Here is a 25,616-nt window from a genome sequence, read left to right as displayed (position 1 = left end):
ACGGTCGGCCGCTTGCGGGCGCATTATGCCTGCTGTCATCTAGAAGGTTCAACTCAACCTTGTTTCGCCATGCGCCGTGGGTCAGCGCTCGGCCAATGTCGCCAGATAACCGTGAATCTGCGACACGGCCGCCGCCCCCTCGCCCGCCGCCGCGGCCACGCGCTTGGTCGAGCCGGCCCGCAGGTCGCCCACGGCAAACACGCCGTCGACGCTCGTCTCCAGCGAACGGGCGCCGTGTTCCGCGCGCGTGTCGGCGCCCGTCAGCACGAAGCCCTTGTCGTCCAGTTCGACGCCGCACTCGTGCAGCCAGTCGCTGTTCGGATCGGCGCCGATGAACAGGAACAGCCGGCGCACGGCGAACGCACGCTCGTCGTCGCCGTCGATGCTGCGGCAGCGCACGGCGCTCAGGCCATTGTCGTCGCCCTCCAGCGCGGCGATCTCGCGCCGCGTGTGCAAATGGATGTTGGGCGTGGCCGCGATGCGTTCGATCAGGTAGCTCGACATCGTCGCTTCCAGCCCCCGGCGTACGAGCATGTGCACCTCGGTCGCGTGCGCCGCGAGGAAGACCGCGGCCTGCCCGGCGGAATTACCGCCGCCCACGAGCATGACGGCTTCGTTGCGGCACAGCCGCGCTTCCACCGGCGATGCCCAGTAGTACACGCCGCGGCCTTCGAACTGCGCCAGGTTGGGCAGGTCCGGCTTGCGGTAGCGCGCGCCCGACGCCAGCACGACGGCCCTGGCCTGCAGGCAGGTGCCGTCATCCATTTCCACCTTCAGCGGCCGCTCGTGGCACAGCAGGCGCGTGGCCTGCGCGGGAATCGCGACCTCGGCGCCGAATTTCAGGGCCTGCACGTACGAGCGGCCCGCGAGCGCGCGGCCGGAGATCCCGGTCGGGAAGCCGAGGAAATTCTCGATGCGCGCGCTGGCCCCGGCCTGGCCGCCATAGGAACGCTGGTCCAGCACCATCACGCGCAGGCCCTCGGAGGCGGCATACACGGCCGTCGCGAGGCCGGACGGCCCGGCGCCCACGACCAGCACGTCGAACACGGTCCCCCGTTCGATGCGGGGCAAGGTGCCGAGGCAGCGGCCCACTTCGGCCAGGGTCGGGTTCTTCAGCACGAAGCCGTCCGGCAGCGCGACGAGCGGCCAGTCGGACTCGTTGCGCCAGTGCTCGCGCACGAGCTGGGCCGCTTCCGGGTCCGTGGCCGGATCGCGCCGCGTGTACGGGTAGGCATTGCGCGACAGGAAATTCTCGAGCTCGAACAGCCCTGCGTGGGCGTTCGGCCCGATCAGGATGGGGCCGCCCGGCTTGTTGTTGATGAGCTGCACACGGCGCAGGATGAACGCGCGCATCAGGCGCTCGCCCAGTTCGGCCTCGGCCACGATCACGGCGCGCAGGCATTCCGCGTCGAGCACGAGGGCTTCCAGCTCGCCCACCGCGAAGCCGTCCGCGAGCGGCGGCCGGCCCGACAATTGCGCCACTTCGCCGCTGAACTGGCCGGGCCCGTACTCGACGACCTCGACCCGCTTGCCGAGCGCGTCCGTCCGGCTGCACGACAACCGCCCCGCCAGCACGACGACCATGCCCGGCGAATCCACGCAGGCACGGAACACGGTGGCCCCGTCCGGCCACGTGCGGCACGTGCCGAAGCGGCGCAGGCGCTGGATGTCGTCCGCGCCCAGGACGGGAAAGATCTGGTGGCCCCGCGTGGCCAGGTCGATGGCGGCGCGCGCCTCGGAATCGGGCGCGAGGCTGGCGGAGATGAGTTCGGGATCGTGTTCGGACATGGTCGGCGCCTTGTGGTGGGGTACGCCGGCATGCTAGCGCACTTCGGGCGCGATGTGGACTGGATTAATGCAGGGGTATCAGTCGCGCGATGGTACCCGGGTGAAGCGTCGTTTCAGGCGCAGGAACGGGGTTTCGAACGTCCGGTACAGCACGGAGGCCACGGCCACGGTCGCGGCAAAGGCGAGCAGCATGCCGGCGTCGTCGCCGAGGCCCGCCAGCCACGGCTTGAACTTGTCGTACACGAGCCAGAAGAAAAAGATGTGGGTCAGGTAGAGGCCGTACGAAATGCGCCCGAGGTAGACCAGCGGGGCGGGCAGGAACCGCTGCGGCGTGCCGAGCGTCGCGACGAGCATGAGCGCGGCGCCGGCCAGCACGAGGCCCCAGCCAGCCAGGCTTTCCGTCACGGTCGAATGGGGATAATCGGCCTTGATCCCGCACACGGCCGAGGCGACCAGCCAGGCGGCGATGGCGGCGATCCACAGGCCGGCCCGCGCGGCGATATGCCAGTCGGGCCGGCGGCCGCGCAAGGCCAGCGCCAGCAACATGCCGCCCGCGAAGAACTGGAAATGCACGAAGCTGTTGGTCCATTGGCCGCTGAAGCCGGGCGGCGTGGTGAATCCGCGCGCATACCAGGCGATCACGCCGTACGACACGGCGAGGACGGCGACGTTGACCGCCACGAGCGCGCGGCGTCCGAGCGAGGCGAGGAGCGGGATGACGATGTAGAACTGCTCCTCGACCGACAGGCTCCACATCGGATTGACGGGATATTCGATCCAGCCGTTGAACGTGATGTACCAGTTCCCGGCAAACAGCATGAAGAACAGCCATTTGGCGGGCGAGTCCGCGCCGGCGCCGGGCAGGACCAGGTTGAGCAGGACGAGCCCGAAAAAGACCAGGAAATACAGGGGCCAGATCCGCAAAATGCGCCTGATATAAAAGGCGCGCACGTCGATGGTGCCGGTCGCGCTCCGTTCCCGCTCCAGCAATTCGGTGATCAGGAAGGCGCTCAGGAAAAAGAACACCGGCACGCCATACACGCCGACCTGCGCGAACGCATGGAACCACGGATGCCGCGCCTGGTCGATGGGCGCCAGGTCGGTGCGGTGCGTCATGAAGACGAACAGGAACGCGATGAAGCGCAGCACGTCCAGTTCGGGACGGTAATACCGGGCCGCTGCCTGCCGCGCGTCCGGCGCCACCGGCAAGTCCATCGTCGTACGGGCGTCCCGCATTGTGTCCCCATCGCAAAGTGATCGATGCGGCCGATTCTCGCCCGGTACGGCCTGTCGTCGCTAAAAAAAACGCCTCAAAAACTACAAAAAACGGCAGTGCCGGGCCGATTACCGGACCGGCAGCGCCGCGATCACGCGTTTGGCGAACTCGGCCGGATTGCCCGCATGCCAGCGCCACACGATCACGAGATCATGCTCGGGCGACACCACGATGTCGTTGCTGCCCGCGCCCAGCGCCGCGAATGCCGTCGGCGCCAGCCCAGGCAGGTTCTTGCCCTTCGTGTTCAGCCACCACAGATAACCGTAGTCGGGCCCGTGGGCGCTTGGCGTCAGTGCCGCCTTCACATAGTCCTTGGGCACGATCTGGCGGCCGTTCCAATTGCCCTGGCGCAGCCACAGATAGCCGAAGCGCGCCATGTCCCACGAATCGATCCACATGCCGCCGCCCCAGCGCGTCCCGCCGCTGACGGACGCCACGAGCTTGCCATTCATGTCCACGTAGCTGTTGGTGTACGGCACCCACTTCCACTGGTGCGACGCGCCGATGGGGTCCATGACCTCGTCCTGGAACACGTCCGGGACGGGCCTGCCGAACACGCGCAGCAGCGACAGCGCGAAGCGGTTGATGCGCACGTCGTTGTATTCGTAGAACGTGCCCGGATCCTGGAATGTGCGCGGCTTGCGCTCGCCCGCACCGAACGCGTCGTGGCCGACAAAGTCCGCGTTCTTGCCCCACATGCTGCCTTCCCACTCGGATTCCTGCTGCAGATGGTGCTTCCACGTGATCGGCGCGTTATGCGGCGAGTCGTAGCCGCCGTCCTTCACGGTCGCGGCGACGGGCTGGTCGAGGTCCGCGATCCTGCCGTCGCGCAGGGCGACGCCGGCGACCGTCGACAACATGCTCTTCGCGACGGAATACGTCGGGTCGACGAAGTGCGTGTCGCCGAATTCCGCCACGACATAGCCCTTGTAGATGACGATGCCATTCGTCGGTGCGCGTTTCGACGGCAGCGAACCGAGCGGCTCGCCGAACGTCTGTCTCTGGTCGGAAAAGTCGCGGGCCCGCGCCGTCTCGTGCGCCTGCGCGTACGCGACGGCGTCGCGCAGCCTGGCGGCGTCGATGCCCAGCTGGCCCGGCGTCTTGTGGGCCCACTCGCCGGCCGGCGGAAAGTACGACGGCTCCGCTTTGGGCTTCGGCAGCGTGGCGGCATGCGCCGTGGCCATTGCGCACACGGCCAGCGCGAGAAGCGCGCGGCGCTTCATGGCCGCTTCACGGCTTTACCTGCCACTGCGCGTACGGCATCCGGATCAGGCTGGAGTTGTAGTAGCGCTTCTCGCCCGTCACTTCCTGGCCGATCCAGTCCGGCTTCTCGAACGCTTCGTCCTCGGCATCGAGTTCGATCTCCGCGACGACGAGCCCGGCATTCAGGCCGAGGAATTCGTCGACTTCCCACGTGTGGCCCGCATGCTCGATGCGGTGGCGGATCTTTTCCACCTGCGGCTGCTCGCACAGGCCGTCGAGCAGCTCCGTCGCGTCCGCCACGGGGATCTCGTATTCCCACTCGCCGCGGGACGCGCCGGTGCTTTTTCCCTTGATGGTGATGACGGCCCGCTCGCCCTCGATGCGCACGCGCACGGTTCGCACGGCATCCGCCACGAGGTAGCCCTGGCGCATGCGCGTCGGGACGCCCCGCCCGCGCCAGCCTTCATGCGCCAGCAGGAACTTGCGTTCGATCTCGACGCCCATGTCAGTCGTCCAGCGATTGCAGGATCGGCTGCAGCATCGCGGCACCCAGCGCGGCGCTGCGGGCGCCGTTCCAGCCGACGTACGGGTCGGGCAGGTTGGCGTTGTCCTTGAATGGCATCTCCAGGGTCAGCGACAGGCATTTGAACGTGTGGCCGATGTACTTCGAGGCCAGGGTCAGCAGTTCCTCGTTGTACTTGCTCGCGGCATAGCCGTAGACGTTCTGGAAGTCGGGGCTGGCAGCCATGTAGCGCTCGATGAACGCGTTCTGGGCGGCCAGGCGCTCCGGCGTGAAGTCTTCCAGCATCTCGCTGCCGGCCACGAAGTTGTACGGCAGCGCCTCGTCGCCGTGGATGTCGAAGAACATGTCGACGCCCGTCTCGTGGATCTTGTTCTTCACGCACAGCACTTCCGGGCTGCGCTCGGGCGACGGCGTCATCCACTCGCGGTTCAGGTTCGCGCCGGCCGCGTTCGTGCGCAAATTGCCCCGGACGGAACCATCCGGATTCATGTTCGGCACGATGTAGAACACGGCACGCTGCAGCAGCTTGCGCGAGATCGGGTTCGAATTGTCGAGCAGCGCATCCATCATGCCCTCGACGAACCACTCGGCCATCGTCTCGCCCGGATGCTGGCGCGCGATCACCCAGATCTTCTTCTCGGCCTGCGGATTGCCGACCACGACGAGGTTCATGTCGCGGCCGTCGACGGTCGTGCCGATGTCGTGCACGCGCGCGACCGGGTTCTCCGCCACTTCACCGAGCAGGCGCAGGTGGCGCTCCCAGGTGTAGGGCTCGAAATAGGCGTAATAAATGCTGTCCAGCTCGGGGGTGTGGTTGACGGTCATGACCTGGCCGTCGAAGGACGTCGGAACCCGGAACCAGTTCTCGGTGTCGTAGCTGGCCGCCACCTGGTAGCCCTCGAAGCCCTTCGGATACGTCGCCTGGCCCGCGTTCAGGAAGCGGATCGTGCAGGCCTGGCCGCGCGCGCCCTGCAGGCGGAAGTGGAACCACTGGTGGATGTCGGCTGAAGAATCCTTGCGCAGCTTGAGGTCGATCTGGCGCGGGTCGGTGGCCTGGACGACGTCGATCGCACCGGAATCGAACAGCTGGCTGATCTTGATGGGCATGGGCGGGTTCCTCGAAAAGCGGTCAAAGACCGCATGATAGCCGAGCCCACGCCCGCCGGCCATCACTGACGGCCGGACGCTTCGGCTTACGCGTCGAGGTCGATCAGGTCCTTGCTGTAGGCCAGCATGATCTGGCGCATCAGCTCGACGTTGCTGCGGTCGAGGACGACGGTGAGGTCCGGTTTGCGGTCGAGGTTGTACGTCATGCTGATCTTGCCCGGCAAGACCTTGCACTGCACGGTGAACGCGCGCGGGATGTTCGGGTGATCCCAGTCCCACTGGGTGATCTGCGGACCGGCCGGCGGCGGCTGCAGGTTCGGGTCCTGGTTCACCGGCAGGTGCTTCAGGAGCCAGAACACGATCGAGGCCGGCACGAAGACGGCGACGTCGCTCGCGCCGTGTGCGGAAAACTTGGTCAACAACAGGTTGCCGACCCGGTCGCACGACATGGACATGCTCTTGACTTGACGGATGACCGCTGATTTCACGACGAATTCCTATGGGCTAAGTGGTTGAAAGCCCGAGGATTCTACCCCATCCCATTTAAGAATTGTGTTAAAGAAATGCAAAACGGGGAGCTCGTGCTCCCCGTGTGGAAACTTGGCAGAGGGACGGCACCGCCACCGTCCCGTTGCGTGGGATTACTGCTTGTTGCCCTTGGACGAGCTGCGCGACGACGAGCCCGAAGCCGACTGGCGGTTGCCATGGCTCATGCTGCCTGCGCGACGTGCCTCTTCCGAGGTGAACTCGTGGGCGGTGCCCTTCTGGTGGGCGGCCTTGCCACCCTCGCTGGCGATCTGGCGCTGACGCTCCGGATCCATCGATGCGAAACCGCGGTTCTTGGTACCGCCGCTTTGTTTGTTGCCTTGATTGCTGGATGCCATGATGTTCTCTCCTCGTTGCAGTTGAAACCGCCGCGTCCCGCGGCAGGCCTGCCGATGCCATCGGATGAGCGCTCGGTCGGAAAACATCTTAGGCATGCCGTCTAGATGAGACTATAGGAGCATTTCAGATGACTTTGTAGGACAATGTGACACAGAAAATTCACTCTCGAAACAATACTTCCAGTCGTAAATAACTCGTCGGTAATCGTCCTACATATAACCGCAACGTCTTCCTATACTGAAGTCGCTCCTGGACGCGCATCATCTCAATTCCAGATCGAAAGGAGACGACCATGGACGCGAACCAACGCAGCGAAGCGAACAACCAGACGAACAACGGCGCCAATGAAAAATGGACGCCCGGGTCCGAGGGCGCCAGCGCCGACCGCGGCCAGCCGCTCGACCACACGTATCCGCAAGGCACCGGCGTACCGCAGCAGGGCAACCAGCAACGCGACATCATGGGCGGCCAGGGCGGCGTGGGCGGCCGCGAGTATGGCGAGGATGCCGGCATTCCCGGCGGCTCGATGGACAACCAGATCAACGGCGGCTCCGGCGCGGTGCAAGGCATCACGGACAGCCACCAGCGCCAGATGGAACAGAAGTCCGGCGCCTACGGCTTACTGGAACAGGCTGTCGGACACCGTCCGAAAGACTCGGGCGTGGATCTGAACCGGCAACACGACATGCACCGCGACGTCGTGCGCGGCAACCTGGCCTCCCAGAGTGCCGCCCAGCCAGACCTGCAAGGCGGCTCGCTCTCGGACTCGCGCGGCAACCTGCAGGCCTCCACGCACACGCAGGGCGGCGGCATGCACGGCCCGCGCAGCGAACTGCCGTCGCAGCCGCCGCGCGGCTCGATGGGCAACCGCCAGTCGGCATCGGGCTCCACGCAGGGCGGCGGCATGCCGGGACCGGGCGCCGCCGGCGGCCATGAAGCCCAGCGCGGCAACACACAGCTGGACGTGGCCGGCTCCCGCTCGATGTCGAACCAGAACTCGGACGTGGGCGGCGTGCACCAGTCGAACGACGTGGCCGGCGGCCTGCCGCGCTCGCCGGGCAACACGGGCGCCGCAAGCACCGACCGCCAGGGCTCGCAGACCGGTTCCCACAACGGCCCGCCCGTGCACAAGTCGAACGATGCCGCCGGCGGCTACCCGCGCAGCCCCGGCTTCGCCAACAAGCTGCACGGCGACGACAACATGGACGACGATACCGGCTTCAAGCGCAAGCCCTGAGCCATCCTTGATCCAGATTCAAGCTCCGGGCTAGTTCCGGAACCCAGCCATTTCGCTCGCGGTCGAACCTGTCACATTCAGACCGCGAGCGAAGCATGCCAAACCAGAACGGGATTGCACACGAGCTTAGTGCCGCCTCCATACGGGCCATGGAGGCGTCATGCGCCGCCTGAACGTCCTGACGTGGCACACGCATGGCAGCTACCTGTACTACCTGTCCCATGCGCCGCACGACTTCCACGTGCTGGTGAAACCGGGCCGGCCGCCCGGCTACGGCGGCCGCTGCGGCCCCTTCCCGTTCGGCCCGAACGTCCGCGACCTGCCCGCCGACCAGGCGCGCACGCAGGCCTTCGACTGCATCCTGTTCCAGGAAGATCATCACTGGGAACGCGACCAGTACGAACTTCTCACGCCCGCCCAGCGCGCGCTGCCCCGCATCTACCTGGAGCACGATCCGCCCTCGCTGCCCCCGGACGACATCGCCGCTGACGCCCGCCGGCCGCAATGGCCGACCGACGTGCGCCACCCGGTCGACGATCCCGCCGTGCTGCTCGTGCACGTCACGCCGTTTAACGACCTGATGTGGGACAGCGGCCGCACGCCGACGCGCGTCATCGAGCATGGCGTCGCCGTGCCCGACGGCGTGCGCTGGCGCGGCGACGTCGAGCGGGGCCTCGTGATCACGAACCACCTGGCGCGGCGCGGCCGGCGCATGGGCGCGGACCTGTTCGGCCGCCTGCGCACGACCCTGCCCCTCGACCTCGTCGGCATGGGCGCGACGGAGCTGGGCGGCCTGGGCGAGGTCGACCATCCGCAACTGCCCGCGTTCGCCGCCGCGTACCGGTTCCTGTTCTCGCCCGTCCGCTATTCCAGCCTCAGCCTGTCCGTGATCGAAGCCATGACGATCGGCATGCCCGTCGTCGCACTGGCGACCGCCGAAATGGCGACCGTGATCGAGCACGGCGTCTCCGGGTTCGCCGTGACCGACACGCGCCAGCTCGCCATCGCCATGCGCGCGCTGCTCGGCGACGCCGGCCTGGCCCGCAGCCTCGGCGAGGCCGCGCAGCTGCGGGCGCGCGAACGCTTCGCCATCGCCCGCTTCAGCGCCGACTGGGATGCCGCGCTGCGCGCCGTGACCAGCTGACCGCCGCCATGAAACTCGACGACCGGCCACGCGCCGCAGCCGCCACGCCCCGTCCGGCCCACCCTGCCGGCCGACGCCGCATCGCCCTCATCAGCGACCACGCGTCGCCGCTCGCGGCACCGGGCAGCATCGATTGCGGCGGCCAGAACGTCTACGTCGCGCACCTCGCGCGCGAACTGGCGCTGGCAGGCCACCTCGTCGACGTCTTCACCCGCCGCGACGACGCGAAACAGAAGCAGCTCGTGCGCTGGCGCGAAAACCTGCGCGTCGTCAACGTGCCGGCGGGACCGGCCCATTACGTCCCCAAGGAGCAGATGCTGCCGCACATCCCGTCCTTCTCCCGCTTCGCGGCCCGCTTCGCCCGCCACCAGCCGGCCCCGTACGACATCGTGCACGCGAACTTCTTCATGTCCGGCATGGTCGCCCGCCACCTCAAGCAGGCGCTGGGCCTGCCGTTCGTGATCACCTTCCACGCGCTCGGCCGCGTACGCCGCCTCGCGCAGGGTACGGCGGATGCGTTTCCGGCGGCGCGCACCCGTATCGAAAGCAGCCTGATGCGGCACGCCGACCGCATCATCGCGGAATGCCAGCAGGACCGGCAGGACATGGAGCGCCTGTACGGCGCCAGCGGCGGACGCATCGCGATCGCGCCGTGCGGCTTCGATCCCGACGAGCTGTGGCCCATGCCGCGCGACGAGGCCCGTGCCGCGCTGGCGCTGGCCCCCGACCGCTTCACCGTGCTCCAGCTGGGCCGCATGGTGCCGCGCAAGGGCGTGGACACGGTGATCGAGGCCGTCGCGCTGCTGCGCGCCGCGTACGGCATCGACGCCGGACTGCTCGTGGTCGGCGGCGACGCGCAGCCGGGCGGGCGCGACGGCGCGGAACTGGCCCGGCTGCGCGCCCTCGCCGACACGCTGGGCATTGCCGGCCACGTGCAGTTCGCCGGCCAGCAGCCGCGCGCGGCGCTGCGGGTCTGGTACGGCGCCGCGGACGTGTTCGCCACGACGCCGTGGTACGAACCGTTCGGCATCACGCCCGTCGAGGCGATGGCCTGCGCCCGGCCCGTCGTCGGCGCCGACGTGGGCGGCATCAAGAGCACCGTCGTCGACGGCACCACCGGCTTCCTCGTGCCGGCGCGCGACCCGCAGGCGCTGGCCGCGCACCTCGCCCGCCTGCAGCGCGATCCCGTGCGCGCGCGCGCGATGGGCGAAGCCGGGCTGCGCCGCGCCTACCGCCATTACACCTGGCGCACCGTCGCCCAGCAGGTCGCGGCCATCTATGCCGCCGTCCTCGCCGAAGCGCGCGCCCCCATCGCCGCGACCCAACCCCAGGAGTAAGCATGGCCGACCTCAACGCCTCCCCGTCCATCACGGCGCAACCGTCCGTGGATGCACTGCCCGACCCGGCCCCGGATCCGGTCCGCTGGCAGCGGCCCCTGCACGGCAGGGTCGCACTCGTCACGGGCGCCGCCAGCGGGCTCGGTGCCGCGCTGGCCGCCGTGCTGGCGGCGGAAGGATGCGACCTCGTGGCCGCCGACATCCGCGCCGACGCGCTGCAGCTGGCCATGCCGGCCCTGCTCGGCCACGGCGTACGCGCCAGCGCGCTGGCCCTCGACGTCGGCGACCCGGGCGCCGCGCGCGCCGCCGTCGAACGCTGCGTCGCGACGATGGGCCGCATCGACATCCTCGTCAACAACGCCGGCACGGACGTGACCTTGCCGCTGTCCGACCTGTCCGAGCAGGACTGGCTGCGCGTCATCAACACGAACCTGAACGGGCCGTTCCTGCTGGCCAAGCACGCGGCCGCGCACATGCGCAGCCAGGGCAGCGGCGACATCGTCAACGTCGCCTCCACGGCGGCCAAGCGGGCCTGGCCGAATGCGAGCGCCTACCACGCCAGCAAATGGGGACTGCTCGGGCTGTCGCATGCGCTGCATGCCGAACTGCGGCCGCACGGCATCCGCGTCACGGCCGTCGTCGCGGGCGGGATGCGGACGCCGTTCCTGCTCGACCGCTTCCCCGACCTCGATCCGACCCGCCTGCAGGATCCCGCCAGCGTGGCCCAGGCGATCCGGCACGCGCTGCTGCTGCCGCGCGAAAGCGTGATCGCGGAAATGACCGTGCTGCCCATGCAGGAAACTTCCTGGCCCTGACTTGTGTCCTCATGAAAGCCGCGCCGTGAAAGCCATATTTCTCGACAAGGACGGGACGCTCGTACCCGACCTGCCCCACAACGTGGAGCCCGCGTGCATCACGCTGTGCCGCGGCGCCGGCCCGGCGCTGCGCCTGCTGGTGCGCCTCGGCTACCGGCTGTTCGTCGTCACCAACCAGCCGGGCATCGCCTTCGGGCGCTTCGCCGCGGCCGCGATGGACACCGTCAGCGCCCGCATACGCGACCTGCTGCTGCGCGAACACCTGGCGCTCGACGGCTTTTATGTCTGCCCGCACCATCCGGAAGGCACGGTCGCGCCCTGGTCGGCCGAATGCCATTGCCGCAAACCGCTGCCGGGCCTGCTGCTCAAGGCGGCGCACGAGCACGACATCGACCTGCGGGCGTCGTGGATGGTGGGTGACATCCTGCACGACGTCGAGGCCGGCAACCGGGCCGGCTGCCGCACCATCCTCATCGACAACGGCAACGAGACCGAATGGCGGCTCGGCCCCCGCCGCGTGCCGACGCGCATGGCCCCCGACCTGTACACGGCCGCCGTGCTGATCGCCAGCCATGGAGACGCGCCATGACGGCCCCGTGGCATCGCGCCCGGCGCATCCTGTGCGTGCGCCTCGACTCGCTGGGGGACGTGCTGATGTGCACCCCGGCCATGCGTGCGCTGCGCCAGGCCGTGCCGGGCCGCACGCTGACCCTGCTGAGCTCCGCGTCCGGCGCCGCCGCCCTGCCCTTCGTTCCCGAACTGGACGACGCCATCGCCTGGTCGGCGCCATGGACGAAGTCCGCCAGGTCTGCCACCACCGGGGCCGCCGCGCCGGCGCCAATCGCCACACTGGCGGCGCGCGCCTTCGACGCGGCCGTGATCTTCACGACCTACACGCAGAGCGCGCTGCCGGCGGCCCTGCTGTGCCAGCTGGCGGGCATCCCGCTGCGGCTGGCCCACTGCCGCGAAAACCCGTACGACCTGCTGAGCGACTGGGTACCCGACCCCGAGCCGGCCACGCTCGTGCGGCACGAAGTCCAGCGCCAGCTGGCCCTCGTGCAGCGGGTCGGCTGCCGCAGCGCCGGCCTTGGCCTGTCGTTCGTTCCCCGTCCGGCGGACTTTACGGCGGCACGGGCACGCCTGGCCGCCGCCGGCATCGACCCGGACCGGCCGTGGATCCTGCTGCATCCGGGCGCCAGCGCGGCCTCGCGCCGCTATCCCGCCGCGCACTGGGCTCACGTGGTGCGCCTGCTCGCGCAGGAACTGCAACTGCCCCTCGTGCTCACGGGCAGCGCGGAGGAAAGCGAGCTCGTCGACGGCATCCAGTTCGCCAGCGCCGTGCCGGCGATCTCGCTCGCGGGCCGGCTGGCGCTGGGCGAGCTGGGCGCGGCGCTGCGCCTGGCGGCCGTCGCCGTGACCAACAACACGGGGCCGGCGCACATGGCCGCCGCCGTGGGCACGCCGGTCGTCGACCTGTACGCCCTGACCAACCCGCAGCACACGCCGTGGAATGTGCGCAGCCGCGTCCTGTTCCACGATGTGCCGTGCCGCTTCTGCTACAAGAGCACGTGTCCGGAAGGCCACCAGGCCTGCCTGGCCGGGATCGAGCCGCGGCGCGTCGTCGATGCCGTGCGCGCGCTGCTGGATGCGGCGCGCGCAACGCCGGCGGCGGAGACAGCCTGACCGGCGCGACGCCATGCTGCCCTTGCCGCCGTGCCGATCACCGTCCGGACTGCCTGTCCGCCACCTGCCCCACGGCCGGCGCCGCAGACGGTGCCGCGACAGGCCGCGCCGCATGCTCGCGCACGAGCGCCTGCAGCGCGTCGCGCTCGACGGTCTCATGGTCGAGCAGCTGGCGGGCCAGCGCATCCAGCAATACGCGCTGCTCGCGCAGCGTGACGCGCACGCGTTCATGCGCTTCGTCGAGCAGCCGCGCGATCTCCCCATCGATCAGGCGCGCCGTACGTTCGCTGTATGCCGTATTCGGCAGCTGGGCCGGCGCATAGGGTGCGGCGGCAGGCTGCTCGAACGTCGCGAGGCCCATACGTTCGCTCATGCCGTATTGCGCGACCATGTGGCGCGCGAGATCGGTCGCCATCTGCAGGTCGTTCTGCGCCCCCGTCGAGAGGTCGCCGAACACCAGCTCCTCCGCCACGCGTCCGCCGAGCAGCACGTCCATCCGGTCCAGCAGCTCGCTCTTCTTCAGCAGGTAGCGGTCCTCGGCCGGCAGCTGCTGCGTATAGCCGAGCGCCGCGATGCCGCGGGGGATGATCGACACCTTCGCCACGCGGTCCGCATGCGCGCGGAACTCCGCCGTCAGCGCGTGCCCCGCCTCGTGGAAGGCCACCGTTTCCTTTTCCATCGGATTGATCAGGCGCGAGCGCTTTTCCATGCCCGCGATGACGCGGTCGACGGCTTCCTCCAGGTCGCCGCGCTCGACCCTCTCCTTGCCGCGCCGCGCGGCCAGCAGCGCCGCCTCGTTGACCAGGTTGGCGAGGTCGGCACCGGCCAGGCCGGGCGTCTTCGCAGCCACGGCGGCCAGGTCCACGTCCGGCGCCAGCCTGACGTCGCGGGCATGCACCTGCAGGATCTTCTGGCGGCCCTTCAGGTCCGGCCGGTCGAGCGCGACGTGGCGGTCGAAGCGGCCCGGGCGCAGCAGGGCCGGATCGAGGATCTCGGGGCGGTTGGTGGCGCCGAGGATGATCACGCCCTTGTTGGTGTCGAAACCGTCCATCTCGACGAGCAACTGGTTGAGCGTCTGCTCCTGCTCGTTATAGCCGCCGACGACGCCCGCCACGCCGCGCGCGCGGCCCAGCGCATCGAGCTCGTCGATGAAGATGATGCAGGGCGCCACCTTCTGCGCCTGCACGAACATGTCGCGCACGCGGGCCGCGCCGACGCCGACGAACATCTCGACGAATTCCGAGCCGCTGATCGAAAAGAACGGCACCCCGGCCTCGCCGGCCACGGCCCGGGCCAGCAGGGTCTTGCCGGTGCCGGGCGGCCCGACGATCAGCACGCCTTTCGGAATGCGCCCGCCGAGCCGCCGATAGCGCTGCGGGCTCTTGAGGAAGTCGACGATCTCCATCAGCTCGTCGCGCGCCTCGTCGATGCCCGCCACGTCGTTGAAACTCACGCCGGTCTTGCTCTGCATGTACACACGGGCCCGGCTCTTGCCCACGTCAAACAGCCCGGCCGCAACGCCACCCCGCTTCGCCATGGCGCCCCACATCCAGAACAGCAGGAGCAGCGGCAGCGCCCACGACAACAACGTACTCAGCCATTCACTGTGCTGCTGGCCGAAGTAGCGCACGTGCGCCGCGTCGAGATCCTTGACGAGATCCGGATCGGCCACGCGGACGGCGTTGAACGGACACAGCCCGTCCGCATTGCACTTGACCGACTCGGCGCGGTTCTTCGGCAGGATGGCGTCGAGGCCGCCGGACTTGAGCGTGCCGGACACGGTCGTCTCCGCCAGCGTGACCTCGTTGACCTTGCCGCCACGCAAAAGCTCCTTGAACTCGCTGTATGCCAGCGGCGATGACCCGATCACGTCGGTCACCGACTGGAACAGCATGAACAGGACAATGGCGACCAGCCAGTACCACAGCATGGGACGGAGCGTCGGGCCGCCGCCGTCCACGCCCCGCCCGGTTGGCGTCTCCTTCGTATCGGACATATCGTTCACGCCGCCTCCCTGCGCCTGAGCTCTTCCAGCGCCTCCGCCTCTCGCCCCACTGTCTGACAGATCAGGCCCACATCACTTTGACCTGGGTCAAAGTGACACGTTCACGTCTGCCGCTCCAGCTGCGCGAGCCGCGCCTCGCACTCGCGTTGTTCGCGCCGGTCGCGGCGGTACGTGTACACGGTATTGGTCAGGCAGGTCAGGACGGCGGTCGCGATACCGACCGCCGCGCCGACGTCCGCCATCGTCAACGATGCGCCGATCGACGCCACGCCCGCGACATAGCTGGCCACGCCGAAGATACCTGGTCTGTTCATAGCTGTTCTCCCCCATCGAAAGCTCGCCTCCCCTTCACAAAACCCGGCAAGTCGAGTAGAGTCCAGTATAGAACTCTAAACTGATCAACGTCAAGAACACTAAACCAGAACGAGTGCAGGGCCTGAACATGAACCTCTTATCCGACCGCCTCGACCACATCTACCGCACCACGCCGCAGCTCGAAGGCGAGCGTGGCCAGATCGGCCTCGTCAAAGCCTCGGGCGCCTCGAAGAGCGTGGTGAACCAGTGGCTGACCGGGAAAATCAAGTCGATGGACATCCGCTACGCGCTGAACATCGAGCGCGAACTCGGGTTCTCGCACATCTGGCTGATGACCGGCGAAGGCGACCCGCGCCAGGCCCCCTTCCACGGCCTGAAGGACGGCATGCCGGTGCGCCCGGCCGACAACGACGATGCGGAATTCGTCCAGATCCGCATGGTCAAGCTGCGGCTGTCGGCCGGGATCACGGGCTTCCAGACGGAGCCCGAACGCCGCGACGGCGGCACGCTCGGCATGCGCCGCACGTGGATCGAACGGCACAACTACCATCCCGACCACCTGATGGCCATCCTCGTCAAGGGCGAGAGCATGGAACCGTCGCTGTACGCGGGGGACATCGTCATCATCAACACGCTCGACACCAAGCTCGTGGACGGTGCCGTGTATGCCTTCAACTACGAAGGCGAGGCCGTCGTGAAGCGGCTGACGCGCGACGCCGGCAAATGGTGGCTGACGTCGGACAATCCGGACCAGCGCAAATACCACCGCAAACTCTGCCAGGGCAACGCCTGCCTCATCATCGGCCGCGTCGTGCGCAAGGAAAGCGACCGGATTTGAAACTCGAGGTCGCCCAGGCCGAACTGAAAGGCGTGCGCGTGGCGCTGGCCTTTCCGCCGCCGGCGTGGGTCGCGCCCGGCGTCGGCGACGTGCTGCTGGAACGCCTGCGCCCATACTTCCCCACCCTGCCCGTGATGCTCGTGGCCGTGCAAAAGCATGGCGTGCGCGCGCATGCCGCGTTCCAGGCGCAGGCGCTCGTGGACGGCGCGGATCTCGCGCACCTGCCGCGTACGACGATCGACCTCGACGTGCCGCCGCTCCCGCCGGACGAGCCGCCGCCATTCTAGTCGTCCGGCCGGCAAAACGTTTTCGCTATTGCCGCCACCAGCACGTCGTTAAGCCCTGAAAACGTCAAGTTAAGCGTTTACCTATTTTTGTTGACACCGCTTCCCGTTCTGATTACGATTTGCTCAATAATCAGACCAACAGGGAGACGCGTTCCATGACTGCGAAAACGATTATCTGCGGGATCCTGCTGGCGGCGTGCGGCGCGTCGGCCGCAACGGCCGCGGAACCGATCGGCGCCGTCATCGACAAGGACTTCAAGGTCGCCAGCGCGCAGTACCGCATCCTGCTGGACAAGGCCGCGGGCAAGCCGGGCTTCCCCCGCACCGTGGAGCGTGGCGAAGTAAAAATGATCGGGCCGGGCGACTGGACGGCCGGCTTCTTTCCCGGCTCGCTGTGGTACCTGTTCGAAGCCACCGGCGACGCGACATGGAAAACGGCGGCGATGCGCTACACGGCGCTGACGGCGCCCGCGAAGTTCGACAAGTCCCAGCACGATCTCGGCTTCATGCTGGGCGCCGGCTACGGCAACGGCCTGCGCCTCGTGGACGACGCGGCCACGCGCGTGGCCTACCGCGACGCCCTGCTGGCCGGCGCGACGACACTGATCACGCGTTTCAACCCGAAAGTCGGCAGCATCCAGTCGTGGGACCTGTGGCCCAACACGACGTGGGCCTTCCCCGTCATCATCGACAACATGATGAACCTGGAGCTGCTGATGTGGGCCGCGAAGGCCGCGAACGAACCGCGCTACCGCGAGATCGCCATCGCCCATGCCGACACCGCGCTGAAGAACCACTTCCGCCCCGACGGGTCCAGTTTCCACCTCGTCGACTACGACCCGAAGACGGGCGCCGTGTGTGCGCGCATGACCGTGCAAGGTTACACGGACGGCTCCGCATGGGCGCGCGGACAGGCGTGGGGCCTGTACGGCTACACGATGATGTACCGCGAAACCCGCAACGACAACTATCTCCAGCAGGCGCACAAGATCGCCCGCTTCTACACGACCCATCCACGCCTGCCGGCCGACAAGGTGCCCTATTGGGACTTCGACGACCCGGCCATTCCCGCCGCCCCGCGCGACGCTTCCGCCGCCGCCATCGCCGCCTCCGCCCTGCTGGAACTGGCGACGTTCTCCGACCGCGAGACGGCCGCGCGCTACCGCGACTTCGCCGAACAGACGCTGCGCAGCCTGTCGTCCAGTGCGTACCTCGCGGCGCCTGGAGACAACGGCGGCTTCCTCCTCAAGCATGCGACCGGCCACAAGCCGGCCAAATCGGAAATCGACGTGCCGCTGAACTACGCGGACTACTACTTTCTGGAGGCGCTGTTGCGCATGAAGGCGGCACGCCTGAAGGCGGCGCGCAGCGGGACTGGCAGTTTTCATTAGAAAAACCAAGGAGACGTTGTGAGCAAGCAGAGAACACCGGGCGCGCGGATCGCGGTCAAGCCCGTGGCGGCCGTCGTCGCGATGGCCGTCGCCCACTGGACCGTGCCCGCGCGGGCGCAAGAAGTACCGACGAACCCCAACCAGTTGCAAACCGTCCTGGTCACCGCGAACAAACGCGTGGAGCGGCTGGAAAATGTGCCGGAGTCGATCTCCGTGCTGTCCGAGGCGGAGATCCAGCGCAACAACGTGCGCGAGATCGAGGACGTCATCAACCTGACGCCGTCGCTGACGCTGTCGTCGGGCACGACGGCCGCCAACAACGCCATCTTCATGCGTGGCATCGGTACCGTCTCCGTCGGCATCGGCGTGGAGTCCGACGTCTCCGTCATCATCGACGACATCCCGATCGCCAGCCAGTTCCAGGCCTTCCGCGACCTGGCCGACGTGGCCCGCGTCGAGGTGCTGAAAGGGCCGCAGTCTACGCTGTTCGGCAAATCCGCCGTGGCCGGCGCGATCAACATCGTGACGAAACCGATCAGCGGGCCGATCGTCTACCGCGCCAACGCGTACTACACCAACGACCACGAGTGGCGCGTGGGCGCGTCGGTCGGCGGCAAGCTGCGCGACGACTTCGGCATGCGCATCGCCGTCAACAAGAGCGACATGCCGGGTAACTTCACGAACCTGACGAACGGCCAGAAGGTCAACGGATCGGGCGGCAGGACGATCATGACGAAGTTCCAGTGGAACCCGATCAAGGACCTGGAGATCGACTTCACGCCGCACTACAACGCGCAGGAAAACAGCCGCGGCGTGACGGCCGTGAACGGCTTCTACCGCGCGGGTAGCCAGGCCGACCTCGCGACCGCGTACATGAACGGCAACCCGCAACTGCCCGCGTCGCTCACGCTGGCCGGCATCAACCCGTACGATCCGAACAACCGCTACGTGCGGCGCGACTTCCCGACCGGGATCAATTCGTCCACGTTCGGCACGGGCCTGAAGTTCTCGTACAACCTGCCGAACGACGGCACGCTGATGTCGATCTCGTCGTACGAGCATTACAAGGCAAACGATTACCGCGACCAGGACTTCGTCGACGTGCCGACCATCGCGCGGCCGGGCGAGACGAAGTTCAGCGTCGGCAACGCGCAATTCGGCACCTACGACATCCGATCGAAGACGCAGGAAATCCGTTACGTGTCGCCGGATATCGGGAAGCTGCGCTACGTGACCGGCCTGTGGTGGGCGCAGAACGAGATCGACCGCCACTTCATCCGCGGCTTCTGCGTGCGCCCGAGCGTCTGCACGGCCAGCTCGCCGTCGAGCCCCACGAACTACTACACCGACATCTACAACGTGAACCGCGCCGTGTTCGGCCAGGCCACGTGGGACTTCCATCCGACGTACACGCTGGTCGCGGGCATCCGCCGCAACGTGGAAACCTCGGGCTTCAACTACATCCGCAATTTCTATACGGACCAGCTGGACCGCTCGACCTTCGTGCCGGGCCCCGTCGGCCGGGACCAGTTCTCCAGCAGCGGCAACCGCGACTGGGCGACGACCGGCAAGCTGTCGATCCAGAAGCAGATCAACAGCGACTGGATGGTCTATGCGATGACGGCGACCGGCTACAAGGGCCTCGCGTACGACGTGACGAGCGGCCTGAAGGCGGCGGCCGCGTTCCCGGTGGCGCCGGAGACGAGCCGCAGTGTCGAGCTCGGGACCAAGGCGAACCTGTTCCACAACCGCATGTCGCTCGCCGCCACGATCTACAAGACGGACTTCAAGAACTACCAGCAGAACACGTCGTTCGTGCTGCCGAACGACCCGACGATCTACACGCAGCTGAACTCGATCCCGAAGATCCGCACGCGCGGCTTCGAAATCGATTCGCACTTTCTGCTGACGTCGAACTGGTCGATGAACGTGTCGTACGCATACACGCGTCCGGAGATCGTCGACTGGAAGAACGGCCCCTGCTACCAGGACAACACGAACCCCGCCATCGGCACGACGGGCCTGGGCGAAGGCGGTTCGCTGGGCGGCTGGAACCGCGCCTGTTTCCCGATCCGCGCCGGCTCGACGACGGGCGTGCAGAACCTGACGGGCGGGATCTTTCCGGGCACGCCGAAGAACAAGGTCAACATCGGCACGAACTACGACTACCATTTCGCGGACCGCCCGTACTGGGCCTTCGTGAACGCGAACTTGCGTTACCAGACCGAGTACCAGACCAACATCAACAACGACCCGCGCTCGGTGAACAACGCGTACTCGATCTCGGACCTCGGTTTCGGCCTGCGCCAGAACAACGACATGTGGCGCCTGTCCTTCCGCATCAACAACCTGTTCGACCGCTTCTACATCGGCAACGCCAACTCGAGCGGCCCGTCGTACCGCGCGGGCCCGACGTCGACCTCCCCCGCCATCACGGTCAACAGCTGGGTGCCGCCGCGCGACGTATTCCGCTTCTACAGCGTGCGCCTCGACCTGAAGTTCTGATACCGGGTTTCCTCCGCGGGCCCCGGCCCGCGTTTCCCTCGATGCCGCCGGTCGACCTGGCGGCATTTTTTTATCCGAGGCCATTTCCCAAAATCGGGGTCAGAGCACATTTCGGATCAATGTCCACTGCGCTACCAAACACGGAATTGCGCTCACCGCACAAAGAACTCGCACCGAAAAGGGCTTTGACCGCGAATCTTGCTGAAAACGTGCTCTGACCCCGAATTGAAGCTATTTCCAATAATCGCGGTCTGACCCGGTTGCTGGAAACAAAAAGGGCCGGGGCATCACTGCACCGGCCCGGCATGTCGCGTTCGCGGGCGCTTCAGTCTTCGTAGATCGGCCCCGCCGTCAAAAACGGCCCGCCCTGGTACACGGCCGTGATGTCGCCCGCATCCGACCACGTGCCGCCGGCCGGGAAGCGGTCGGCGAACGCGCGCGCGCTGTGGCGCGGCTCGAAGCCCAGGTGGGCCGCCGCGCGGTTGTCCCACCAGCGCACCGGGTTGTCCGACACACCGTACGTGATCGTGTGGCCCACGCGCGGCGTGAACAGGGCACAGCGCACCAGTTCCACGAGGTCGTCGTACGCGAGGAACGTGACCAGCATGCGCGCATTGCGCGGCTCGCCGAACGACGAGCCGATGCGCAGGCACACGGTCTCGATGCCGAAGCGGTCGAAGTAGTAGCGCGACAAGGCCTCGCCGAAGCACTTCGACACGCCGTAGATGCCGTCCGGCCGCAGCGGCACGTTGGCATCGACGATCTGCGTGGTCGGGTAGTAGCCGACGACGTGGCTGGAGCTCGCGTAGATCACGCGCTTGATGCCGCGCTTGTGCACGGCCTCGTACAGGTGATGCAGGCCGAGGATGTTGGCATGCATGATCGTCTCGAACGTGTCCTCGACGGAGACGCCGCCGAAGTGCAGCACGGCGTCCACGCCTTCCGTCAGCGCCATCACGGCGGCGCGGTCGCCCAGGTCGCAGCGCACGACTTCCTCGCCCGGCCCGGCGGGCGCGATGTCCTTGATGTCGCTGAGGCGAACCACGTCGGCCCACGGCTTGATCCGCTCGCGCAGCACGGTGCCGAGGCCGCCACCGGCGCCGGTCAGGAGAAGACGGTGGAAAGGCTTGGACTCGGTCGCTGGGGTCATGGACAGGCTCGCATATGTTAAACGTTTAACCGAGTATATCCAAAACGCTTTCGATGTCAATTTTTTGGACCGCTTTTTCGCCCGGAGGCCCCGCCCGGACAGGTGGCAACGATTCCATACGCCGATTTCTTGCCCCAGCTCGCTTCCGCCCTTGGGGACGCATGCTAAGATGTGCCGCTGAGTAACGATTAACCTTCCATGAAAAAGTCCGCCCCGACCATCCGCGACGTCGCCGCAGCCGCCCACGTGTCCACTGCCACGGTGTCGAAATTCATCAACGGCGCACAGCGCTTTTCGCCCAAGGTCGAGGCGGCGATCGAGTCCGCGATCGCGGGCCTGGGCTATAAATCGAACCCGCTGGCCAAGTCGATGATCACGGGGCGCACGAACACCATCGGCCTCTCCGTGCTGGACATCACCAACCCGCACTTCTCCAGCATCCTGAAGGGCGCGAACCGCGTGGCGCACGACCAGGGCTTTTCCGTCCTGCTCGTCGACACGGAGGAAACGCCCAGCCGCGAGCGGCGCACGCTGGAAGAACTGAGCCGGCGCGTGGACGGCATGATCGTGTTCTCGCGCATGCGCGAGCACGAGATGGCGTGGATGACCGAGATCGACAAGCCGCTCGTCTTCTTCGGCAGCCTGGCGCAACTGCCGCTGCCTACGGTGGCCAGCGACGACCACGGCGGCGCCTACATGCTGGCCCAGCACCTGCGCATGCTGGGCCACCGCCGCATCGCCTACCTCGGCTTTTCCAAGTCGCGGCGCGACGAGGAGCGCCTGGGCGGCATCCGCGAATCGCTGAAGACAGCCGGCCTCGAACTCGCGATCTTCGATGCCGAGGCGCCGTCGCTGGCCGAAGGCGAACGCCTGTGCTCTGCGATCGTGCTGGGCAGCCAGCGTCCGGATGCGCTGATCTGCTACAACGACCTGATGGCGCTCGGCTTCATGAAAGAAGCGTCCAACCTGGGCATCTCGATCCCCCAGGACATCTCGGTCGTCGGCTTCGACAATATCCCCTACGGCAAATACACGACCCCCGCCCTTACCACCGTCGACCTGCAGAGCGAGCGCATGGGCGCGACCGCGATGGAAAAGCTGCTGGCCGTGATCCGCGGCGAACACGTCGAAAAGCTCACCAAGGTCGCGCCGCAACTGATCCTGCGCGGGTCGACGATCGCCCGCCGCCCCTGAGCCCGTATCGCCGTTTACTTTCCGGAAGAGTTGACCTATCCTTTTAGGAAAACGTTTAACAACACTGGAGACACGCATGCGCCCTGTCCTGCCCGTCATCACGATGGCGGTTCTCGCCCTGTCACACGCCGCGCCCGCACTCGCGACCAGGCCCCTGCACCAGACGGTCGAACAGGCCTACCCGCAGCTGGATTACTTTTTCCAGAAGCTCGTGAAGGAACGGGACGGCATCACGATCGACGGCCGCGCGCCGTTCCAGAGCCACGACAAATTCCTGCCCGGGAAAATCGCGACGGGCCTGGCGGACGTGCTGCTGCACACGTCCGCCAATGACCCGCGCTTGCCCGGCATGCTGCGCGACTATGCATCCATCGCCGACCTTACCGTCGGCATGGAAAACGATACCTGGGGCATCTATTACTACATTGGCGCGCTGGTCAAGCTGAAGCGGGCCGGCCTGCTGGAGCGCGCCGTGCGTCCCGCCACGCTCGACCAACTGCGCAAGAAGCTCGACTGGCGGACGTTCGTGCGCGTGCCGGCCTACGAACTGATCGACCTGCCGACCAATTACTATGGCGTCGCCTTCAGCATTGCGCGCCTGCGCCTGCTGATGGGCTGGGAAGACGCGCAGGCGAGCGACGTCCTGCTCGACAGGATGCTGAAGCATTACGCCGATTACTCCGGCACCTACGGCTTTTCCGACGAGACGGATGGCCAGGGCCGCTTCGACCGCTACAGCATCCTGCTGGCGGCCGAGATCTGCGAACGCTTCATCGAGACCGGCCTGACGGTGACGCCGGAACTGAAAGCCCTGCTGCGCAAGTCGGCCGACGTCGCGCTGAACGCGGCGAGTGCCGACGGCAGCGGCTTCACGATGGGCCGCAGCCTCGGGCCGTACGGCGAGACGGCGATGTTGGAAATCCTGTCGACGGCCGCCTACCTCGGCGTCCTCACGCCGGAAGAAAAGGAGTACGCGTACGCCTACTCCGCGCGTATCGGCGAGCGCTACATGAACTTCTGGTACGACCCGGCGCTGCACTCGGTCGACATGTGGGGCAAGGGCCGCCGCACGGACACGTACCGCGGCAAGCATCGCATCCTCGGCGAGAACTTCTCGCTACTGCACCAGTTGATCGGCACGGACGAGATGTGGAACCGGGCCGGCATGAAGAACGCCGTACCGCGCGCGGACCTTGCGGCGTGGCTGGAACGCGCGCGTCCTCCCTTCAGCCTCACGCGCTTCGCGGGCGGCGAATACGACCGCGCCCTCGCCATCTGGCGCGACGGGCCACACGTATTCAGCCTCTCGATGATCAACGGCGGTCCGAGCCAGCATGCGAACAGCCCGTACTATCCGCTGCCGTTCTCGTACGGGATCGTCTCCGGCATCGCCGACAGCGGCGCCGCGCATCCGCAGTTGCTGCCGAAATTCCGTCTCGCCGACGGCAGCGAATTGATCGCGACCGCGTTCATCAAGAACATCGAGACGAGCGACATCGACGGCGGCCATCGCGTCACGTACCGCCAGGATGCGCTCACGAAGCTGGGCAAGAACGTGCCCGTGAAGGACACGCGCATCGCGGTCGAGACGGAATACACCCTGCGCCACGGCGTCATCACGCGCACCGACACGTACACGCCGGCGGCATCGCTGGACGTGGCCGGCGTGAGCCTCGACTTCGCGTCGTTTTCAAGCGGCGCCACGGTGGACGGCAACACGATCGCCTTCCGCGACGGTGCCGTGCGTGCCTTCGCCGTCGACGGCCTCGCACGCTGCAGCGCCGACGACGTGACCGGCAGCGAAGCGTACCGCGCGCCGTATGGACCGATGGCCACGCTGGCCGCCTGCCGCACGGGCGCGTTCACGTTCGACAAGCCGCTCAGGATCCGCTGGACGATCCGCTACCAGTGACGACGTGTTCGAGCGGATTGGCCAGGCTGCGGTCGCCGCCCATGCGCGCATCCCAGTTCACGGCCGGCAGCCTGACGGGCACCGCGACCTTGCCGCCGTGGCGCAGGTAGATGGCGATCCATCCCGGCACGCCGCCCGACCGCTCCTGCTCGACGCCCGTCATCGTCGCGATGGCCGACGGATCGGCGACGCCGCCGACGGAGAACGCAATGAGCTTGTCCAGCCGCGGCGACTGCACGTCGAAGATCGACGCCATCAGCACGAGCGGCGCGGCCGCGTACAGGTGGTAGTGCAGCGCCCTGCCCGCCCGTTCCAGTTCGTACGGCAGCACGCCGTCCGGCCGGATCTGCGCCATCGCAGCGTCGAACACCTTGCGGCCCCACGCGAGGCAGCGCGCGTCGCCCGTGACAGCGCCCGTCGCCGTCACCGCGAGGCCCTCCCAGTAATAGTGATTGTTGCGCACGCCCTTGTGCGCGTCCGAATGGCGGATCGTTGCATCGGCCAGCGCCAGCAGCCACGCCTCGATGCGGCCGCGCTCCTCCAGCGTCGCCGCGGGCTTCACGCGCGCGTAGGCGAGCGCGAGGCCGCCCAGCGTCCACTTGCGCGTGTAGTACGACTGCTCCGTCGTCATCGTGCCCAGCATCGCCTTGCGGCCGGCCCAGTCGGCGAGCCAGGCCAGGGCGCAGCGGGCATCCGCGTCGCGGTGCGTCCGCTGCCACGCGACGGCGGCATGGGCCACCGCGTCGAGGTAGTCGTTGACGGGCTTGACGGCCGCCTCGTTGCGCGCCTTGCGCACCGGGTCGACGATCGAGTGATGGCTGTCGCTGTAATAGCTGTTCGCATCGATGTCGATGACGGCCGGCGGCGGCGCCTCGCACGCGCCCGCCGGACGCGCGGCCAGTGCCGCGATGAACATGGCTGCTCCGAGTCCTCGTATCCGCATGGTCTTCTCCATTTTTATGAAAGCGTTTACCTTATCTCAGCTTTAAGCCAGAATCCATACATCTAGTTAAACGTTATC

23 protein-coding genes are annotated in these 25,616 nt (G+C 67.3%); 12 read left to right on the top strand and 11 right to left on the bottom strand.

Annotation, left to right across the window (positions count from 1 at the left end):
* Nucleotides 1-81: 81 nt before the first annotated feature.
* From ACL58G_RS12670 to ACL58G_RS12640, 7 genes are all read right to left on the bottom strand, one after another.
* On the bottom strand, nucleotides 82-1,788 hold the full coding sequence (locus ACL58G_RS12670; protein WP_440967178.1) for an FAD-dependent oxidoreductase: 1,707 nt from the start codon (nucleotides 1,786-1,788) through the stop codon (nucleotides 82-84).
* Nucleotides 1,789-1,866: 78 nt separating this feature from the next.
* On the bottom strand, nucleotides 1,867-3,024 hold the full coding sequence (locus ACL58G_RS12665; RefSeq protein WP_440967177.1) for an acyltransferase family protein: 1,158 nt from the start codon (nucleotides 3,022-3,024) through the stop codon (nucleotides 1,867-1,869).
* 108 nt (nucleotides 3,025-3,132) lie between these two features.
* Entirely contained in the window at nucleotides 3,133-4,287 is a 1,155-nt protein-coding gene (locus ACL58G_RS12660) for a serine hydrolase domain-containing protein (RefSeq protein ID WP_440967176.1), read from the bottom strand.
* Nucleotides 4,288-4,294: 7 nt separating this feature from the next.
* On the bottom strand, nucleotides 4,295-4,771 hold the full coding sequence (locus ACL58G_RS12655; RefSeq protein ID WP_413383947.1) for a CYTH domain-containing protein: 477 nt from the start codon (nucleotides 4,769-4,771) through the stop codon (nucleotides 4,295-4,297).
* A 1-nt stretch (nucleotide 4,772) separates the two neighbouring features.
* Nucleotides 4,773-5,897, bottom strand: a complete 1,125-nt coding sequence (locus ACL58G_RS12650) for a M14 family metallopeptidase (protein ID WP_413340611.1) — start codon at nucleotides 5,895-5,897, stop codon at nucleotides 4,773-4,775.
* Between the two features lie 86 nt (nucleotides 5,898-5,983).
* On the bottom strand, nucleotides 5,984-6,385 hold the full coding sequence (locus ACL58G_RS12645) for a hypothetical protein (protein WP_259452807.1): 402 nt from the start codon (nucleotides 6,383-6,385) through the stop codon (nucleotides 5,984-5,986).
* A 153-nt stretch (nucleotides 6,386-6,538) separates the two neighbouring features.
* Nucleotides 6,539-6,781, bottom strand: a complete 243-nt coding sequence (locus ACL58G_RS12640) for a KGG domain-containing protein (RefSeq protein ID WP_052170513.1) — start codon at nucleotides 6,779-6,781, stop codon at nucleotides 6,539-6,541.
* Nucleotides 6,782-7,074: 293 nt separating this feature from the next.
* Here ACL58G_RS12640 and ACL58G_RS12635 point away from each other — a divergent pair, with 293 nt between their 5' ends.
* The 6 genes from ACL58G_RS12635 to ACL58G_RS12610 all read left to right on the top strand — a co-directional run bounded on the left by ACL58G_RS12635 (nucleotide 7,075) and on the right by ACL58G_RS12610 (nucleotide 12,998).
* The gene (locus tag ACL58G_RS12635; RefSeq protein ID WP_440967174.1) at nucleotides 7,075-8,019 is read left to right on the top strand and encodes a hypothetical protein; all 945 of its coding nucleotides are present in this window, start codon (nucleotides 7,075-7,077) and stop codon (nucleotides 8,017-8,019) included.
* A 160-nt stretch (nucleotides 8,020-8,179) separates the two neighbouring features.
* Nucleotides 8,180-9,163 (top strand): glycosyltransferase, encoded by a 984-nt coding sequence (locus tag ACL58G_RS12630; RefSeq protein ID WP_413383942.1) that lies wholly within the window; start codon nucleotides 8,180-8,182, stop codon nucleotides 9,161-9,163.
* An 8-nt stretch (nucleotides 9,164-9,171) separates the two neighbouring features.
* Nucleotides 9,172-10,500, top strand: coding sequence for a glycosyltransferase (locus tag ACL58G_RS12625; protein ID WP_440967173.1), 1,329 nt, complete (start codon nucleotides 9,172-9,174; stop codon nucleotides 10,498-10,500).
* A gap of 2 nt (nucleotides 10,501-10,502) precedes the next feature.
* Complete coding sequence (locus ACL58G_RS12620) at nucleotides 10,503-11,315, top strand: SDR family oxidoreductase (protein ID WP_413383938.1); 813 nt, start codon at nucleotides 10,503-10,505, stop codon at nucleotides 11,313-11,315.
* A gap of 25 nt (nucleotides 11,316-11,340) precedes the next feature.
* Nucleotides 11,341-11,904 (top strand): D-glycero-alpha-D-manno-heptose-1,7-bisphosphate 7-phosphatase, encoded by a 564-nt coding sequence (locus tag ACL58G_RS12615; protein ID WP_413383935.1) that lies wholly within the window; start codon nucleotides 11,341-11,343, stop codon nucleotides 11,902-11,904.
* Nucleotides 11,901-12,998 (top strand): glycosyltransferase family 9 protein, encoded by a 1,098-nt coding sequence (locus tag ACL58G_RS12610; protein ID WP_440967171.1) that lies wholly within the window; start codon nucleotides 11,901-11,903, stop codon nucleotides 12,996-12,998. The genes ACL58G_RS12615 and ACL58G_RS12610 overlap by 4 nt, the downstream gene beginning before the upstream one ends.
* 37 nt (nucleotides 12,999-13,035) lie before the next feature.
* On the opposite strand, the gene ftsH is transcribed toward ACL58G_RS12610, so the two are convergent.
* Nucleotides 13,036-14,928 carry an ATP-dependent zinc metalloprotease FtsH gene (gene ftsH / locus ACL58G_RS12605; RefSeq protein ID WP_440968021.1) on the bottom strand — a complete coding sequence of 631 codons (1,893 nt, stop codon included), beginning with the start codon at nucleotides 14,926-14,928 and terminating at the stop codon, nucleotides 13,036-13,038.
* Between the two features lie 176 nt (nucleotides 14,929-15,104).
* Nucleotides 15,105-15,317 (bottom strand): holin, encoded by a 213-nt coding sequence (locus tag ACL58G_RS12600; protein WP_413383931.1) that lies wholly within the window; start codon nucleotides 15,315-15,317, stop codon nucleotides 15,105-15,107.
* Between the two features lie 128 nt (nucleotides 15,318-15,445).
* Here ACL58G_RS12600 and ACL58G_RS12595 point away from each other — a divergent pair, with 128 nt between their 5' ends.
* From ACL58G_RS12595 to ACL58G_RS12580, 4 genes are all read left to right on the top strand, one after another.
* Nucleotides 15,446-16,156 (top strand): S24 family peptidase, encoded by a 711-nt coding sequence (locus ACL58G_RS12595; protein WP_413383929.1) that lies wholly within the window; start codon nucleotides 15,446-15,448, stop codon nucleotides 16,154-16,156.
* Nucleotides 16,153-16,443, top strand: coding sequence for a hypothetical protein (locus tag ACL58G_RS12590; protein ID WP_413383927.1), 291 nt, complete (start codon nucleotides 16,153-16,155; stop codon nucleotides 16,441-16,443). Before ACL58G_RS12595 ends, ACL58G_RS12590 begins: the two co-directional genes overlap by 4 nt.
* A gap of 155 nt (nucleotides 16,444-16,598) precedes the next feature.
* Complete coding sequence (locus ACL58G_RS12585) at nucleotides 16,599-17,834, top strand: glycoside hydrolase family 88 protein (protein ID WP_440967169.1); 1,236 nt, start codon at nucleotides 16,599-16,601, stop codon at nucleotides 17,832-17,834.
* Between the two features lie 18 nt (nucleotides 17,835-17,852).
* Complete coding sequence (locus ACL58G_RS12580) at nucleotides 17,853-20,339, top strand: TonB-dependent receptor (RefSeq protein WP_440967168.1); 2,487 nt, start codon at nucleotides 17,853-17,855, stop codon at nucleotides 20,337-20,339.
* Nucleotides 20,340-20,664: 325 nt separating this feature from the next.
* Here the strand turns inward: ACL58G_RS12580 and ACL58G_RS12575 are convergent, their stop codons facing one another.
* Nucleotides 20,665-21,489: an NAD-dependent epimerase/dehydratase family protein gene (locus tag ACL58G_RS12575; protein WP_413338554.1), complete on the bottom strand. Its 825-nt coding sequence runs from the start codon at nucleotides 21,487-21,489 to the stop codon at nucleotides 20,665-20,667.
* A 198-nt stretch (nucleotides 21,490-21,687) separates the two neighbouring features.
* On the opposite strand from ACL58G_RS12575, the gene ACL58G_RS12570 reads away from it, so the two are divergent.
* Together ACL58G_RS12570 and ACL58G_RS12565 are read left to right on the top strand one after the other, a co-directional pair.
* Entirely contained in the window at nucleotides 21,688-22,683 is a 996-nt protein-coding gene (locus tag ACL58G_RS12570; protein WP_413338556.1) for a LacI family DNA-binding transcriptional regulator, read from the top strand.
* Between the two features lie 76 nt (nucleotides 22,684-22,759).
* Nucleotides 22,760-24,595 carry a hypothetical protein gene (locus tag ACL58G_RS12565; protein ID WP_440967166.1) on the top strand — a complete coding sequence of 612 codons (1,836 nt, stop codon included), beginning with the start codon at nucleotides 22,760-22,762 and terminating at the stop codon, nucleotides 24,593-24,595.
* Here ACL58G_RS12565 and ACL58G_RS12560 read toward each other — a convergent pair.
* Nucleotides 24,564-25,511, bottom strand: coding sequence for an alginate lyase family protein (locus tag ACL58G_RS12560; protein WP_413338560.1), 948 nt, complete (start codon nucleotides 25,509-25,511; stop codon nucleotides 24,564-24,566). The two genes, ACL58G_RS12565 and ACL58G_RS12560, sit on opposite strands and share 32 nt — an antisense overlap.
* Between the last annotated feature and the right edge of the window lie 105 nt (nucleotides 25,512-25,616).

Origin of the sequence: Massilia sp. GER05, assembly GCF_052056005.1 — a bacterium.
GTDB lineage: Bacteria > Pseudomonadota > Gammaproteobacteria > Burkholderiales > Burkholderiaceae_D > Telluria > Telluria orientalis.
Note: the sequence above shows the minus strand (reverse complement) of the source record. Positions and strands in the feature narration are given on the sequence as shown.

Excerpts from the sequence above, each read along its gene's own strand:
- ACL58G_RS12665 (WP_440967177.1), bottom strand. The coding sequence starts at position 3,024 with ATGCGGGACGCCCGTACGACGATGGACTTGCCGGTGGCGCCGGACGCG.
- ACL58G_RS12600 (WP_413383931.1), bottom strand. The coding sequence starts at position 15,317 with ATGAACAGACCAGGTATCTTCGGCGTGGCCAGCTATGTCGCGGGCGTG.
- ACL58G_RS12670 (WP_440967178.1), bottom strand. The coding sequence starts at position 1,788 with ATGTCCGAACACGATCCCGAACTCATCTCCGCCAGCCTCGCGCCCGAT.
- ACL58G_RS12595 (WP_413383929.1), top strand. The coding sequence starts at position 15,446 with ATGAACCTCTTATCCGACCGCCTCGACCACATCTACCGCACCACGCCG.
- ACL58G_RS12635 (WP_440967174.1), top strand. The coding sequence starts at position 7,075 with ATGGACGCGAACCAACGCAGCGAAGCGAACAACCAGACGAACAACGGC.
- ACL58G_RS12570 (WP_413338556.1), top strand. The coding sequence starts at position 21,688 with ATGAAAAAGTCCGCCCCGACCATCCGCGACGTCGCCGCAGCCGCCCAC.
- ACL58G_RS12565 (WP_440967166.1), top strand. The coding sequence starts at position 22,760 with ATGCGCCCTGTCCTGCCCGTCATCACGATGGCGGTTCTCGCCCTGTCA.
- ACL58G_RS12575 (WP_413338554.1), bottom strand. The coding sequence starts at position 21,489 with ATGACCCCAGCGACCGAGTCCAAGCCTTTCCACCGTCTTCTCCTGACC.
- ACL58G_RS12625 (WP_440967173.1), top strand. The coding sequence starts at position 9,172 with ATGAAACTCGACGACCGGCCACGCGCCGCAGCCGCCACGCCCCGTCCG.
- ftsH (WP_440968021.1), bottom strand. The coding sequence starts at position 14,928 with ATGCTGTGGTACTGGCTGGTCGCCATTGTCCTGTTCATGCTGTTCCAG.
- ACL58G_RS12640 (WP_052170513.1), bottom strand. The coding sequence starts at position 6,781 with ATGGCATCCAGCAATCAAGGCAACAAACAAAGCGGCGGTACCAAGAAC.
- ACL58G_RS12630 (WP_413383942.1), top strand. The coding sequence starts at position 8,180 with ATGCGCCGCCTGAACGTCCTGACGTGGCACACGCATGGCAGCTACCTG.
- ACL58G_RS12660 (WP_440967176.1), bottom strand. The coding sequence starts at position 4,287 with ATGAAGCGCCGCGCGCTTCTCGCGCTGGCCGTGTGCGCAATGGCCACG.
- ACL58G_RS12620 (WP_413383938.1), top strand. The coding sequence starts at position 10,503 with ATGGCCGACCTCAACGCCTCCCCGTCCATCACGGCGCAACCGTCCGTG.
- ACL58G_RS12650 (WP_413340611.1), bottom strand. The coding sequence starts at position 5,897 with ATGCCCATCAAGATCAGCCAGCTGTTCGATTCCGGTGCGATCGACGTC.
- ACL58G_RS12610 (WP_440967171.1), top strand. The coding sequence starts at position 11,901 with ATGACGGCCCCGTGGCATCGCGCCCGGCGCATCCTGTGCGTGCGCCTC.
- ACL58G_RS12560 (WP_413338560.1), bottom strand. The coding sequence starts at position 25,511 with ATGTTCATCGCGGCACTGGCCGCGCGTCCGGCGGGCGCGTGCGAGGCG.
- ACL58G_RS12585 (WP_440967169.1), top strand. The coding sequence starts at position 16,599 with ATGACTGCGAAAACGATTATCTGCGGGATCCTGCTGGCGGCGTGCGGC.
- ACL58G_RS12655 (WP_413383947.1), bottom strand. The coding sequence starts at position 4,771 with ATGGGCGTCGAGATCGAACGCAAGTTCCTGCTGGCGCATGAAGGCTGG.